This window comes from Microbacterium sp. A8/3-1 (genome assembly GCF_040267695.1).
Lineage (GTDB): Bacteria > Actinomycetota > Actinomycetes > Actinomycetales > Microbacteriaceae > Microbacterium > Microbacterium luteolum.
The window spans coordinates 4,035,247-4,049,186 of the sequence record NZ_CP158357.1; the positions used below are offsets into that span (position 1 = coordinate 4,035,247).

The window sequence follows — 13,940 nt, forward strand, 5'->3', positions numbered from 1 at the left end:
CGCAAACCACCCACCCACCGCAGATCGACCGGTCTGCAGAAGCGTCAGCGAGGCTATGGCTAAGAAAGACGGTGTCATCGAGATCGAGGGCGTGATCTCCGAGGCTCTGCCCAACGCGATGTTCCGCGTTGAGCTCAGCAACGGACACAAGGTCCTTGCAACGATCTCCGGAAAGATGCGGCAGAACTACATCCGCATCATCCCCGAGGACCGCGTGGTCGTGGAGCTCAGCCCCTACGACCTCACCCGCGGCCGTATCGTCTACCGCTACCGCTGATCGGTCGAGAAGTAACGGCCTGCCTCGGACACGGGGCGGTACGAAGACAGCGAACAGGAAACATCATGAAGGTCAACCCCAGCGTCAAGCCGATCTGCGATCACTGCAAGGTGATCCGCCGCCACGGCCGCGTCATGGTGATCTGCAAGAGCAACCCGCGTCACAAGCAGCGCCAGGGCTGACCTGCGCTGCGCGGCACGCTCGCGCACATCTCACAACTCAATACGAAACGGCAGGATCAGACGCTTCGACGGGCTCAGCCCGGACGAGCTGACACCTCGGGGCGGAGGCCCGGGCACCGATCCTGTTCCATACCTCCACTACATCCAGGAGAACCGCATGGCACGTCTTGCCGGCGTTGACATCCCGCGCGACAAGCGCGTGGTGATCGCCCTTACCTACATCTACGGCGTCGGCCGTACCCGCTCGGTCGAGATCCTCAAGGCGACGGACATCGATGAGAGCATCCGCGTGAAGGACCTCAGCGACGACCAGCTGATCGCCCTCCGCGACCACATCGAAGGCAACTACAAGGTGGAGGGTGACCTGCGCCGCGAGGTCGCCGCAGACATCCGCCGCAAGGTCGAGATCGGCTCCTACGAGGGCATCCGCCACCGTCGTGGTCTCCCGGTCCGTGGTCAGCGCACCAAGACCAACGCCCGTACCCGCAAGGGCCCGAAGCGCACCGTCGCAGGCAAGAAGAAGGCCCGCTAAGCGGGGCCCCAGGGACTAGGAGAACACTTTCATGGCTGCACCCAAGGCCGCCGCGCGCAAGCCGCGCCGCAAGGAAAAGAAGAACATCGCGCTGGGCCAGGCCCACATCAAGTCGACGTTCAACAACACGATCGTCTCGATCACCGACCCGTCCGGCGCTGTCATCAGCTGGGCATCGTCGGGTGGCGTGGGCTTCAAGGGCTCCCGCAAGTCGACCCCGTACGCCGCGGGTCTTGCCGCCGAGTCCGCTGCGCGTCAGGCGCAGGAGCACGGCGTCAAGAAGGTCGACGTCTTCGTGAAGGGTCCGGGCTCCGGCCGCGAGACCGCGATCCGCTCGCTCCAGGCCGCAGGCCTCGAGGTCGGCTCGATCTCGGACGTCACCCCGCAGGCGCACAACGGATGCCGCCCGCCGAAGCGTCGCCGCGTCTGACACGGCTGGTCGAGTCGCTCGCCCTTCGACAGGCTCAGAGAGTCCTGTCGGTCGAGCGACTCGACGCCCGCGTGCGGGCATCGACTTCCACAATTGAAGACCTCACCACACCACATGTCATATAGCGGGCATGTGATCGAAAGGAACACAGAGTGCTCATTGCACAGCGTCCCACACTGACCGAGGAAAAGATCGTCGAGAACCGTAGCCGGTTCATCATCGAGCCTCTGGAGCCCGGCTTCGGATACACGATCGGCAACGCGCTGCGTCGCAGCCTGCTGTCGTCGATCCCCGGCGCCGCTGTCACCAGCGTTCGTCTCGACGGCGTGCTGCACGAGTTCAGCACCATCCCCGGCGTGAAGGAGGATGTCACCGAGATCATCCTCAACATCAAGCAGCTGGTCGTCTCCTCGGAGCGCGACGAGCCCATCACGGCGTACCTGCGCAAGACCGGTTCGGGCGAAGTGACCGCCGCTGACATCTCGGCTCCGGCCGGTGTCGAGGTCCAGAACCCCGAGCTCGTCATCGCGACGCTCAACGAGACGGCGAAGTTCGAGCTCGAGCTCACCATCGAGCGCGGCCGCGGCTACGTCTCCGCGACGCAGAACCGCAACGAGTACGCCGAGGCCGGTCAGATCCCGATCGACTCGATCTACTCGCCGGTCCTCAAGGTCAGCTACCGCGTCGAGGCGACTCGTGCCGGTGAGCGCACCGACTTCGACAAGCTCGTCCTGGACGTCGAGACCAAGTCGTCGATCAGCCCCCGCGACGCTGTCGCTTCGGCTGCGAAGACGCTCACCGAGCTGTTCGGTCTCGCTCGCGAGCTGAACGTCGAGGCTGAGGGCATCGAGATCGGCCCGGCGCCGGTGGAGGCAGTGAACTCCAGCGAGCTGTCGATGCCGATCGAGGACCTCGACCTGTCGGTCCGCTCGTACAACTGCCTGAAGCGTGAGGGCATCAACACTGTTTCTGAACTCGTCGCCCTCTCGGAGACGCAGCTCATGAACATCCGCAATTTCGGCCAGAAGTCGGTCGACGAGGTGCGCGACAAGCTCATCTCGCTCGGTCTGTCGCTCAAGGATTCGGTGCCCGGTTTCGACGGCGCCCACTTCTACGGCGGCAGCGAAGACGAGTCCTTCTGATACCCGACCTTTCTGACCAGGAGTTAGACGATTATGCCCAAGCCCACTAAGGGTCCCCGCCTCGGAGGCGGCCCCGCCCACGAGCGCCTGCTGCTTGCCAACCTCGCGGCGGCTCTGTTCACCCACAAGTCGATCAAGACGACCGAGACCAAGGCCAAGCGCCTTCGTCCGCTCGCCGAGCGTCTGATCACGTTCGCGAAGCGCGGCGACCTGCACGCGCGTCGTCGCGTGCTGTCGGTCATCGGCGACAAGAGCGTCGTGCACACGCTCTTCGCCGAGATCGCGCCGCTGGTCGCTGACCGTGAGGGCGGCTACACCCGCATCACGAAGGTCGGCAACCGCAAGGGCGACAACGCTCCGATGGCCGTGATCGAGCTCGTGCTCGAGCCGGTCAACCCGAAGCCGAAGTCCGCCAAGAAGACGGCTGCGGCCGCTTCGAAGGCAGAGAAGCCCGCCGAGGTCGCCGAGGAGGCTCCCGTCGAGGAGGCTCCGGCCGCCGACGCCGGTGCCGAGTCGCAGGCCGAGGGCGAAGCAGCCGAGGCTGCCGCCGAGGACGCTGTCGAGAAGTAAGCACCTCTCACGAACGAAGCCCGCCGCCCCTTCCGGGGTGGCGGGCTTCGTCGTTTCCTGGGCCGCAGAAGTCCCGCGGGTCAGCGCGCGCGGAGGTCCTTGCGGAGGATCTTCCCTGAGGCCGATTTCGGGATGGCGTCGATGAACTCCACCTGACGCACCTTCTCGTGGGGAGCGACATGGGCGGCGACGTGCGCCATGACGGCATCCGCGTCGAGATCGGCATCCGCCTGCCGCACGACGAACGCCTTCGGGACCTCCTGTCCGTCCTCGTCCTGCGCGCCGATGACCGCCGCGTCGGCGATGGAAGGATGCTCCAGCAGCACGGCCTCGAGCACGGCGGGCGCCACCTGGTAGCCCTTGTACTTGATGAGCTCCTTGAGGCGGTCGACGATCCGGAAGACGCCGTCGTGGGTGACGGTCGCGACATCTCCCGTGTGCAGCCAGCCGTCGGCGTCGAGCATCTCGGCCGTGGCATCCGGTCGGTTGAGATAGCCCTTCATCACCTGCGGACCGCGGATCAGCAGCTCGCCCGGTTCGCTCGCCCCGTCGTCGGGTACGGTGACGTCCGCTCCGGTCTCGGGGTCGATCAGTCGTGCCTCGGTATTGCTGATCAGCATTCCGACGGAGGACCGGTCGACGTCGTCGCGGGCGGCGGGGATGGCGTGGGTGACCGGACTGGTCTCGGTCATGCCGTATCCCTGGCACACCGTGCAGTCGAGCCGCGTCGCCACGGCTGATGCAAGCGCACCGTCGAGGGGAGCGGCCCCCGAGAAGATCACGGTGATGGAGGAGAGGTCGTACTGGTCGATGAGCGGATGCTTCGCCAGGGCGACCGCGATCGGCGGGGCGATGAACACCCAGGTCGTGCGGTGCTCGGCGACGACGCGCAGGAACTCGGTCAGATCGAACTTCGGCATCGTCACGAGGGCGGCGCGCTGCCGCAGGGCGAAGTTCAGCAGCACGGTCATCCCGTAGATGTGGAAGAACGGGAGCACCGCGAGGACGCGATCGCCGTCGGCCAGCGAGATCGTCGAGCGGCACTGGCTCACGTTCGCGACGAGGTTCCGGTGCGTGAGCATCACGCCCTTGGGCCGACCGGTGGTGCCGGAGGAGTAGGGGAGCACCGCGAGGTGCTCGGCCGGGTCGAAGGAGACCTCCGGGGCGGTGCGGCCTTCGCCGAGGAGATCGCGGAGCGAGGGATGCCCTTCCGCGCCGTCGAGCACGATGAGGTGGTCGGCGTCGATCCCGATCTTCGCTGCGGCGGCTTCCGCGCCGGCGAGCAGCGGCGACACGGTGATCAGCCACTCGGCTTCGGCGTCGGTGAGCTGGTTCGCGATCTCGTCGGGCGTGTAGAGCGAGTTGATCGTCGTCGCGGTCGCGCCCGCACGGAGGATGCCGTGGAAGACGGTCGCGAACGCCGGGATGTTCGGACACAGCACGCCGACGCGGGTGCCGACCCCGACGCCCCTCGCCGCGAGAGCGCCGGCGAACAGGTCGATCTGGGCGATCAGCTGTCGATAGGTGGTCTCTGCCCCGCTCGTCCCGTCGATGAGCGCGGTGGCGTCGAGGCGGCTCTCGTCGAGATCGCCGAACAGGTAGTCGTACACGGAGACCGCCGGGATCTCCACGTCGGGGTAGGTGCTGCGAACCATGAGATCTCCTTCGATCCGGGTGGGGCGGCGGCGACGCGCGCTGAGATGCAGTTTCGCACACCACGGCACTGCGTACCAGGGTGCGGAGCCGGGAAGGCGGAACCTCAGACGCTGTCGTTGGCGCGGTAGCGCGTACCCGGGCGGCCCTTCGTCGAGTAGTCGAGCGTGCGGATCGCCCGCCCTGAACTCGCCAGGTGCTCGAGGTATCGACGGGCGCTCACCCGTGAGATCTGCACGTCGGCGCCGATCTCGGTCGCCGACGCGTCGGGACGGGTGGCGAGCGCGGTGGCGACGCGATCGAGGGTCTCCGCGCTGAGCCCCTTCGGCAGCCCGAAGCGCTGGCGGAACGCGATGATGGCATCCGCCGCCTCCACCCGTCGGACCACGTCATGCAGCTCGGTGTGATCGCGCAGCAGCAGAGTGGCCTCGACATCGACGCCGTCGTGCCTGCTCCCGGTGCTGCGAGCGACGAGTACGTGCGAGCCGACGATCACCGGGCGCCCGGCGTCCTCGCCCTCACGGAGCACCGTGTGGAGGTCTTCGCCGAGGACGGATGCGGCATCCGCGCCGTCGAGCTCCGCGGCATCCCTGTCGAGGAAGCGGGCAGCGGCATCGTTCACGAGCGTGATCCGACCGGCCGCGTTCACCGTGATCACGCCCTCGCTCAGGCCGTGCAGCGTGGTCTCCTGATTCTTCACGAGGGCCGCGATCTGATCCGGTTCGAGCAGGTAGATGCGTCGACGGATCACCGAGGTCACCCAGGCCGAGCCGAAGACCCCGAGGACGGCGGCGGCGAGCATCGCCGAGATCAGCCAGGCGAGGTTCCGCATGAACTCGTCGTTCAGCTCCGACTCGAGAATCCCGACGGATGCCGTGCCGATGACCGTCCCGTCATCCGCGAAGATCGGCACCTTCACGCGCCAGGATGTTCCGAGCGTGCCGGTCTGGGTGCCGACGTAGATCTCACCCGCGAGCGGGATGGACGGATCCGTCGAGACCTTCTCGCCGATCCGATAGGGGTTCGGGTGGGAATAGCGGATGCCGTCGGCGTTCGCCACCACCACGTAGGCGAGGTCCGACGCTTCGCGGATCACCTCGGCGATCGGCTGGATGGTCGCCGACGGGTCTGCATCGTCGAACGCTTCGCGCACCGTGGGGAGCGAGGCGATCGACTGGGCGACGGCCTGCATGCGGTCCTTGTACGACTCGCGCAGCGCCTGCTCCTGCAGAGCGCCCGCGACGATGCCGGTCGCAAGCGTCACCAGGAACACGATCAGCGCCTGCAGGACGAGGAGCTGCACTCGGAGCGTCATCTTCGAGGCCACCCGATCATTCTCGTCGCTCCTGCGACCGACGGCGAGGGGTCCGCTCCGGCGTACGCGAACAATAGTTTCAGAACTCCGACCAATGGTTTCCGAAGCTTGAGCACCCGCCCTCCCCCTCCAGAGTGAACCGACAGCAACACCGACGCTCAAGGAGGAGCGCACATGAAGCACACACGTCTGGTGGCGGCGACAGCCGTCTTCGCGGCCGCAGCACTGGCATTGACGGCATGCGCCGGCGGAAGCACGGGATCCGGCGGCGGAGGTGGGGGAGGCGACGAGGCCGCGGCCATCGAGGATGTCAAGATCATCGTCCCGGCCGACCCCGGTGGCGGCTGGGATCAGACCGGTCGCGCGATGTCGCAGGTTCTGGCCGCCGACGAGATCGTCGGGTCCGCCCCGGTCTCGAACGTCGGAGGCGCGGGCGGTACCGTCGGCCTCGCTCAGCTCGCGAACGAGAAGGACCCGGCGACCCTCATGGTCATGGGTCTGGTGATGGTCGGTGCGATCGAGACGAACGCGTCGACGGTGCGACTCGAGGACACGACCCCGATCGCCCGGCTCACGGACGAGTCGCTCGTCATCGTGGTGCCGGAGAGCTCGAAGTACGAGACCCTCGAGGATCTCGTCGAGGACATCGTCGAGAAGGGGCAGGAGGTGACGGTGACCGGCGGCTCGGCGGGTGGCGCCGATCACATCCTCGCCGGCCTCCTCCTCGAAGCCGCCGGACTGGACGCGGAGGAGATCCCCGAGAAGCTCAACTACACGCCGAACTCCGGTGGTGGCGAGGCCGTCTCGCTCCTCGTCGGCAACAAGGTCGCCGCAGGCATCTCCGGTGTCGGCGAGTTCCTCCAGTACATCGAGGACGGCTCGATGCGGGCGCTGGCGGTATCGGGCGCCGAGCCGGTCGCATCGCTCCCCGACGTGCCGACCATCACCGACGAGGGGTACGACGTCGAGCTCACCAACTGGCGCGGCGTGATCGCGCCCGGTGGCATCTCCGACGCGGAGCGCGCCGAGCTGGAGCGCATCGTCACCGAGATGCACGAATCCGGCGCCTGGAAGGACGAGCTCGAGACCAAGGGCTGGGCGGATGCCTTCCTGACCGGCGACGAGTTCGACAGCTTCCTGACGGAGAACATCACCGATGTGACCGGCACGCTCAAGAACATCGGATTGATCTGACATGGAAACCCCGATCCTCGGGGTGAGCGGGCGGGCCGAGGCGACTCGGCCCGCCCCGCGGGTTCCCCTCGGTGAACTCGTCTTCGCTCTCCTCATGCTCGCCCTCGGCGTCTTCGCGCTGGTGGGTGTCTTCACGATCCACGTCCCGGTCGGAGTGAAAGCCGGGCCGACGATCTTCCCGCTCTTCGTCTCGATCATCCTGCTGGGCTCGGCCGTGGCCGTTCTGGTCAACGTGCTGCGCGGAAAGCGTGCGGAGGTCGAGGAGGGCGAGGACATCGACCCCGACGCCAAGACCGATTGGCTCACGATCGCGAAGATCGTCGGAGCCGTGGTCGCCCACCTGCTGCTGATCGACATCATCGGCTGGGCGCCGGCGGCCAGCGTGCTCTTCGGCGTGGTCGCGTGGGCGCTCGGCGCCACGCGCTGGTGGCTGGCCTTTGTCATCGGGCTCGTCGTCAGTCTGGTGATCCAGGTGGTCTTCGGGGGCCTGATGGGGCTGTCGCTGCCCTGGGGACCGGCTCTCGGATGGCTCGGAGAGGTGTTCTGATGGACAGCTGGACCCTGCTTCTCGAAGGCTTCGCGACGGCGCTGCAGCCGCAGTACCTCGTGTTCGCCTTCTTCGGCGTGCTCGTGGGAACGGCGGTCGGCGTGCTTCCCGGCATCGGGCCGGCGATGACCGTCGCGCTCCTGCTGCCGCTCACCTACACGCTCGATCCCACCGCTGCGCTGATCACCTTCGCCGGCATCTACTACGGCGGCATGTACGGCGGCTCCACCACCAGCATCCTGCTGAACACTCCGGGTGAATCGGCATCCATCGTCACGGCCATCGAAGGCAACAAGATGGCGAAGATGGGGCGCGGGGCCGCCGCTCTCGCCACGGCCGCGATCGGCTCGTTCGTCGCCGGCACCATCGCCACCGTCGGGCTCACCCTGCTCGCACCCGTGCTGGCACAGTTCGCGGTGAACCTCGGCCCGGCCGACTACGTCGCGCTCATCGTGATCGCGTTCATCACGGTCGGGGCGCTGATCGGCAGCTCCGTCCCGCGCGGGATGCTGTCGCTCGGCGTCGGACTGTTCCTCGGACTCGTCGGCACCGACACCCTCACAGCGCAGCAGCGCTACACGCTGGGACTGCTGCCGCTGTCGGACGGGATCGACATCGTGCTCGTCGCGGTCGGGCTCTTCGCCGTCGGCGAGACGCTGTACATCGCGGCTCGTCTGCGCCATGGCGGCATCGATGTCATCCCGGTCACCCGCGGATGGCGCAGCTGGATGACCAAGAGCGATTGGAAGCGCTCGTGGAAGCCCTGGCTGCGCGGCACGGCGATCGGCTTCCCGATCGGCACGATCCCCGCGGGTGGTGCGGACGTCGCGACGTTCCTGTCGTACGCGACCGAGCGCAAGCTCTCGCGGCATAAGAGCGAGTTCGGCCGCGGAGCCATCGAGGGGGTCGCCGGACCCGAGTCCGCGAACAACGCGGCGGCGGCGGGTGTGCTCGTCCCGCTGCTCACGCTCGGCCTGCCGACGACAGCGACGGCGGCGATCATCCTCGTCGCCTTCCAGGCCTACGGACTGCAGCCGGGGCCACAGCTGTTCCAGAACCAGCCGGCGCTCGTCTGGGCGCTGGTGGCGAGCCTGTACGTCGGCAACGTCATCCTCATCATCCTCAACCTGCCGCTCGTCGGCATGTGGGTGAAGCTGCTGCAGATCCCGAGGCCGTACCTGTACGCGGGCATCCTGCTGTTCGCGGCCTTCGGCGCGTACGCGCTGAACTTCGCTGTCGTCGACATCCTGATCCTGGCGATCATCGGCGTGCTCGGGTACTTCATGCGACGGTACGGCTATCCGGTGGCTCCGCTCGTGGTCGGCATGATCCTGGGACCGATGGGGGAGGAGTACCTCCGCAAGGCGCTGCAATTGAGTCAGGGCGACCTGACGACCCTGTTCGTTCAGCCGTTCGCCGCGACGGCCTACATCGTGCTGGCGCTCCTCGTCGCCGGCGGGCTGTGGCTGCGTCGGCGTCAGCGCCGATACGAGCAGGCGCTGACCGCCTCGATCGCCGTGCCGATCAGGACCGACTCGGAGGTCTGAGGTCGGGCGCAGGAGAGCCCGGGAGTAGGCTGATCCGGTGAGCGATGCAGAGACCCTGAACCGAGGGCCTCGTGCCTACGCCGCGTTCGTCGGGATCGGCCTGCTCGCGGGTCTCCTGTCCGGACTCTTCGGGGTCGGGGGCGGCACGGTCATCGTCCCGCTGCTGGTCCTCTTCCTGCACTTCAACCAGCGGCTCGGTGCGGGCACCTCGCTCGCCGCCATCGTGCCGACAGCCACCGTGGGTGTGGTGTCCTACGCGATCCACGGCTCGGTCGCCTGGGTCCCGGCCCTCATCCTCGCGGCGGGCTCGGTCGTCGGCGCGCAGATCGGCACGCGTCTGCTCCCGAAGATCTCGCAGACGACGCTCCGGTGGTTCTTCGTCGGCTTCCTCGTGATCGTGATCGTGAGTCTGTTCCTGGTGGTCCCGTCCCGCGAGGCGGCGTTCGACCTGCAGCTGCTCACCGGTCTCGCCCTCGTCGCGGTGGGCGTCGTCACCGGCATCCTGGCCGGCCTGATCGGCGTCGGCGGCGGGGTCATCGTCGTGCCGGTCCTCATGCTGGCCTTCGGCACGAGCGATCTCGTCGCCAAGGGTACCTCGCTGCTCATGATGATCCCGACGGCCATCTCGGGGACGATCGGCAACATCCGCAATCGCAACGTCGATCTCGTGGCCGCCGCCGTCGTCGGCGTCTCGGCGTGCACGACGACGGCGCTGGGCGCCTGGCTCGCCACCCTGATCGACCCGTTCGCCGGAAACATGCTGTTCGCGGCATACCTCGTCGTGATCGCGGTGCAGATGGCGATGAAGGCGATCCGGGGGCGGAAGAAGGACTGACTCCCGCGGCCTCGGTAGGATCGAGGGGTGGCAGTGAATCAAGATCTGGTCGGCCGGGAGCTCCCGCCGACGGCCCCGTACCTCGTCGGACGCGAGAAGGTGCGCGAGTTCGCGCGCGCCGTCTTCGCCGATGCTCCGCAGCACACCGACGTCGAGGCCGCGCGTGCCCTGGGCTTCGAGGACGTGGTGGCGCCGCCGACGTTCGCGATCGTCATCCAGGACCACACGCTCCAGCAGTTGCTGGCGCTGCCGGATTCCGGCATCGTGCTGGCGCGCACGATCCACGCGGAGCAGCGCTTCGCCTACACCCGACCGATCGTCGCAGGCGATGAGCTCACCGGGACGCTCCGTGTCACGGGCATCCGGATGATGGGCGGCAACGCCATGATCACGAGCGAGGCGGAGATCACGGACGCGACGGGCGCGCATGTCGTGACCGCCACCAGCGTGCTGCTCGTCGGTGCGGAAGACGACGCCGACAAGGGAGAGGCCGCCTGATGGGCTACACCGTCGGAGACGTGATCGCCGAGCGCACCGTGCACCTGACCCGCGAGTCGCTGGTGCGCTACGCCGGAGCATCCGGAGACTTCAACCCCATCCATTACCGTGACGACGTCGCGGCATCCGTCGGGCTCCCCGGCGTGCTCGCCCACGGCATGCTCACGATGGGCATCGCGTCGTCGGTCGTCGTCGCCGCTCTCGAGCCGGGAGCGAAGATCCTGGACTACGGCGTGCGCTTCACCAAGCCCGTCGTCGTCGACCCCGAGACCGGTGCCGACCTGCATGTCAGCGCCACGGTCGGCGTGGTCGACGAGACCGCTGCGCGCATCGACCTGAAGGTCACCTTCGACGAGGCGACCGTGCTGGTCAAGGCGCAGCTGCGCGTCGCCGTCTGATGGGGGCGTCCGAGGTGCACGACATCGAGTCGATCCCGCTCGCGCAGCTGACGACGCTGCGTACGGGTGCCGCGCCGGAGCGGATGCGCGAGGCGTCGACGACCGCGGAGCTCGTCGACGTTCTGCGCGACACGTGGTCCGGCCGGGAACCGTGGTTCGTGCTCGGCGGCGGATCCAACCTCTTCGTCGGGGACGAGCCCTTCGAGGGGGCCGTGATCCGCGTGCGCACCGAGGGCATCGAGGAGCTGCCGTCCCCCCACGCCGGTCGCGTCCGCCTCCGGGCGCAGGCCGGCCACGGGTGGGATGCCTTCGTCGCCTACGCCGTCGAGCACGGGTACGCGGGGCTCGAGGCCATGAGCGGCATCCCGGGGACGGTCGGCGCCGCACCGGTGCAGAACATCGGCGCCTACGGTCAGGAGATCCAGGAGACGCTCGTCGAGGTCGAACTCATCGACGAGGCCACCGGCGAGATCTCGACGGTGCCGGCGTCCGAGCTGGGCCTGGGGTTCCGCACCTCGGTCCTCAAGCACCACTACGGCGGGGAGCCCCTGCGCCGCGCCGTCATCCTGTCGGTGACCGTCGACCTCCTCGTCGCGGGAGAGCGCATCGTGCGCGGCGAACAGCTGCGCCGTGCGCTCGCTCTCCACGACGATGCCCCCGTGCCGCTCGGCTGGGTGCGCGAGCGCATCCTCGCCACGCGCGCATCGAAGGGGATGCTACTCGACGACGCGGATCCCGACACCCACGGCGTCGGATCGTTCTTCCAGAACGCGATCGTGCCGGAGTCCGTGGCCAGGGCGCTGCCGCCGGAATGCCCGCGCTGGCCCGTTGCGCCCGACCTCGACGCGGTGACCGTGATCCCGCTCGCCTCCTACGACGGCCTCGTGCCGCAGACGAAGACGGAGGCTCCGGACGTCAAGGTGAGCGCCGCCTGGCTCATCGAGCAGGCCGGCATCCGCAAGGGCTTCAAGCTGCCGAGGTCGCGCGCGTCCGTGTCGACCAAGCACGCGCTCGCGCTGACGAACCGTGGCGGCGCGACGGCGGGCGAGGTCGCGGAGCTGGCACGGTTCATCCAGAGCAGGGTGCATGCCGAGTTCGGTCTCGTGCTGCAGCCGGAGCCCGTGCTCGTCGGCGTCGAGCTTTAACAGCGTCCGCCGCCGCGGCTACACTCGCGGCATGAGCGGATTGACCCCGTACCTGTTGTTCCCCGGAAACGCCGCTGAGGCGATGCGGCACTACCAGTCGGTGTTCGGCGGCGAGCTGCGGATGTTCGACTACGCGCAGTTCGATCGGCACGACGGCCCGTCCGACGCGATCGCGCACGCCATGCTCGAGGGTGTCGTGGATCTGTCGGGCGCGGATGCCGGCATCGACGCCGATGCGGTGCAGATGGGCGGGATGTTCTTCTCCCTGCTCGGCACCGCGGACGCGTCGACGCTCACCGGGTGGTTCGCCGACCTCTCCGTGGGCGGGAGGGTCATCGACCCGCTCCAGCGCCGTCCGTGGGGCGACTGGGACGGCACGCTCGTCGACCGGTACGGCATCCGCTGGCTCATCGGATACCAGCCCGAGTCCTGACCGGCGGCCGGGAGGCCGAACCGGTCAGACGAACGGGTCCGGTCAGGCGAACAGACGCTGCAGGCGCTGGACGCCCTCGAGGAGCTGGTCGTCGCCGAGGGCGTACGACAGGCGCAGGTAGCCGCTCGGGCCGAAGGCCTCGCCCGGGACGACGGCGACCTCGGCCTGCTCGAGGATGAGGTCGGCCAGCTCCAGCGAGGTGGTCGGCGTGACGCCGCCCCAGGTGCGGCCGAGCAGGCCCTGCACGTCGGGGTAGACATAGAAGGCGCCGAGCGGGTTCGGCACGACGAGGCCGTCGATCTTGGAGAGCTCGGAGACGATGAGCTTGCGGCGTCGATCGAACGCCTCGCGCATCTTCTCGGCCTCGGTCTGCGGGCCGTTGAGAGCGGCGATCGCGGCCTTCTGGGCGACGTTGTTCACGTTGCTCGACAGGTGCGACTGCAGGTTGCCGGCGATCTTGATGGCGTCGGCAGGACCCACCATCCAGCCGACCCGCCAGCCGGTCATGGCGTACGTCTTCGCGACGCCGTTGACGAGGATGGTCTGGCCGGCGACCTCGGGGACGGCTGCCACGATCGACGTCGCCTTCACGCCCTCGTAGGTGAGGTTCTGGTAGATCTCGTCGGTGATGACCCAGATGCCGTGTTCGAGGGCCCACTCGCCGATGGCGCGGGTCTCCTCGGCGGTGTACACCGATCCGGTCGGGTTCGACGGCGAGACGAAGACGAGCACCGTGGTGCGCTCGGTGCGCGCGGCCTCGAGCTGCTCGACGGTCACCTTGTAATCCTGGTCGGCTCCGGCGAAGACCTCGACGGGAGTGCCGTCGGCCAGACGGATAGCCTCGGGGTACGTGGTCCAGTACGGGGCGGGCAGCAGCACCTCGTCGCCCGGGTTCACGACGGTCTGGAACGCCTGGTAGACCGACTGCTTGCCGCCGTTGGTCACGATGACCTGGCTGGGGGAGACCTCGAGGCCGGAGTCGCGGAGGGTCTTCGCGGCGATCGCCTCCCGCAGTGCCGGCAGGCCGGGCGCCGGGGTGTACCGGTAGTTCGCCGGGTCGGCGAGGGCCTCCGCCGCGGCATCCACGATGAACTGCGGCGTCGCGAAGTCCGGCTCGCCGGCGGCATAGGAGATGACGTCCTTGCCTTCGGCCTTGAGGGCCTTCGCCTTCGCGTCGACCTTGAGGGTCGCCGACTCGGCGATGGCGGACAGCTTGCGGGAGAGAGGAGCGCGTTCGGTCAC

The 13,940-nt window shown here is 68.1% G+C and carries 17 protein-coding genes; 14 read left to right on the top strand and 3 right to left on the bottom strand.

Annotation, left to right across the window (positions count from 1 at the left end):
- Positions 1-55: 55 nt before the first annotated feature.
- From infA to rplQ, 6 genes are all read left to right on the top strand, one after another.
- On the top strand, positions 56-277 hold the full coding sequence (infA, locus tag ABS642_RS19735; protein ID WP_017201569.1) for a translation initiation factor IF-1: 222 nt from the start codon (positions 56-58) through the stop codon (positions 275-277).
- Between the two features lie 65 nt (positions 278-342).
- Positions 343-459, top strand: a complete 117-nt coding sequence (gene rpmJ, locus ABS642_RS19740; RefSeq protein ID WP_005050492.1) for a 50S ribosomal protein L36 — start codon at positions 343-345, stop codon at positions 457-459.
- A 157-nt stretch (positions 460-616) separates the two neighbouring features.
- Positions 617-991 (top strand): 30S ribosomal protein S13, encoded by a 375-nt coding sequence (rpsM, locus tag ABS642_RS19745; RefSeq protein WP_017201568.1) that lies wholly within the window; start codon positions 617-619, stop codon positions 989-991.
- Positions 992-1,022: 31 nt separating this feature from the next.
- A complete protein-coding gene (gene rpsK, locus ABS642_RS19750) occupies positions 1,023-1,421 on the top strand; it encodes a 30S ribosomal protein S11 (RefSeq protein WP_046013422.1) in 399 nt (132 codons plus the stop codon).
- Positions 1,422-1,573: 152 nt separating this feature from the next.
- Positions 1,574-2,563 (top strand): DNA-directed RNA polymerase subunit alpha, encoded by a 990-nt coding sequence (locus ABS642_RS19755; protein WP_120773743.1) that lies wholly within the window; start codon positions 1,574-1,576, stop codon positions 2,561-2,563.
- 33 nt (positions 2,564-2,596) lie between these two features.
- Positions 2,597-3,133: a 50S ribosomal protein L17 gene (gene rplQ / locus ABS642_RS19760; protein ID WP_282216227.1), complete on the top strand. Its 537-nt coding sequence runs from the start codon at positions 2,597-2,599 to the stop codon at positions 3,131-3,133.
- A gap of 80 nt (positions 3,134-3,213) precedes the next feature.
- Here the strand turns inward: rplQ and ABS642_RS19765 are convergent, their stop codons facing one another.
- Together ABS642_RS19765 and ABS642_RS19770 are read right to left on the bottom strand one after the other, a co-directional pair.
- The gene (locus ABS642_RS19765; protein WP_350351456.1) at positions 3,214-4,788 is read right to left on the bottom strand and encodes an AMP-binding protein; all 1,575 of its coding nucleotides are present in this window, start codon (positions 4,786-4,788) and stop codon (positions 3,214-3,216) included.
- 104 nt (positions 4,789-4,892) lie between these two features.
- The gene (locus ABS642_RS19770) at positions 4,893-6,113 is read right to left on the bottom strand and encodes a PAS domain-containing protein (protein WP_350351457.1); all 1,221 of its coding nucleotides are present in this window, start codon (positions 6,111-6,113) and stop codon (positions 4,893-4,895) included.
- 162 nt (positions 6,114-6,275) lie between these two features.
- Here ABS642_RS19770 and ABS642_RS19775 point away from each other — a divergent pair, with 162 nt between their 5' ends.
- The 8 genes from ABS642_RS19775 to ABS642_RS19810 are packed head-to-tail and all read left to right on the top strand — an operon-like array spanning position 6,276 to position 12,698.
- Positions 6,276-7,295: a tripartite tricarboxylate transporter substrate binding protein gene (locus ABS642_RS19775; protein ID WP_282216230.1), complete on the top strand. Its 1,020-nt coding sequence runs from the start codon at positions 6,276-6,278 to the stop codon at positions 7,293-7,295.
- Position 7,296: 1 nt separating this feature from the next.
- Positions 7,297-7,842, top strand: a complete 546-nt coding sequence (locus ABS642_RS19780; RefSeq protein WP_350351458.1) for a tripartite tricarboxylate transporter TctB family protein — start codon at positions 7,297-7,299, stop codon at positions 7,840-7,842.
- On the top strand, positions 7,842-9,389 hold the full coding sequence (locus ABS642_RS19785; protein ID WP_350351459.1) for a tripartite tricarboxylate transporter permease: 1,548 nt from the start codon (positions 7,842-7,844) through the stop codon (positions 9,387-9,389). Before ABS642_RS19780 ends, ABS642_RS19785 begins: the two co-directional genes overlap by 1 nt.
- A gap of 37 nt (positions 9,390-9,426) precedes the next feature.
- A complete protein-coding gene (locus tag ABS642_RS19790) occupies positions 9,427-10,224 on the top strand; it encodes a sulfite exporter TauE/SafE family protein (protein ID WP_350351460.1) in 798 nt (265 codons plus the stop codon).
- A 27-nt stretch (positions 10,225-10,251) separates the two neighbouring features.
- Entirely contained in the window at positions 10,252-10,722 is a 471-nt protein-coding gene (locus tag ABS642_RS19795) for a MaoC family dehydratase N-terminal domain-containing protein (RefSeq protein WP_350351461.1), read from the top strand.
- A complete protein-coding gene (locus ABS642_RS19800; protein WP_350351462.1) occupies positions 10,722-11,120 on the top strand; it encodes a MaoC/PaaZ C-terminal domain-containing protein in 399 nt (132 codons plus the stop codon). The genes ABS642_RS19795 and ABS642_RS19800 overlap by 1 nt, the downstream gene beginning before the upstream one ends.
- Positions 11,121-11,134: 14 nt before the next feature.
- Entirely contained in the window at positions 11,135-12,265 is a 1,131-nt protein-coding gene (locus tag ABS642_RS19805) for a UDP-N-acetylmuramate dehydrogenase (RefSeq protein WP_350351463.1), read from the top strand.
- 31 nt (positions 12,266-12,296) lie between these two features.
- The gene (locus ABS642_RS19810; RefSeq protein WP_282216237.1) at positions 12,297-12,698 is read left to right on the top strand and encodes a VOC family protein; all 402 of its coding nucleotides are present in this window, start codon (positions 12,297-12,299) and stop codon (positions 12,696-12,698) included.
- A 42-nt stretch (positions 12,699-12,740) separates the two neighbouring features.
- Here ABS642_RS19810 and ABS642_RS19815 read toward each other — a convergent pair whose 3' ends face one another.
- A complete protein-coding gene (locus tag ABS642_RS19815) occupies positions 12,741-13,940 on the bottom strand; it encodes a pyridoxal phosphate-dependent aminotransferase (protein ID WP_282216238.1) in 1,200 nt (399 codons plus the stop codon).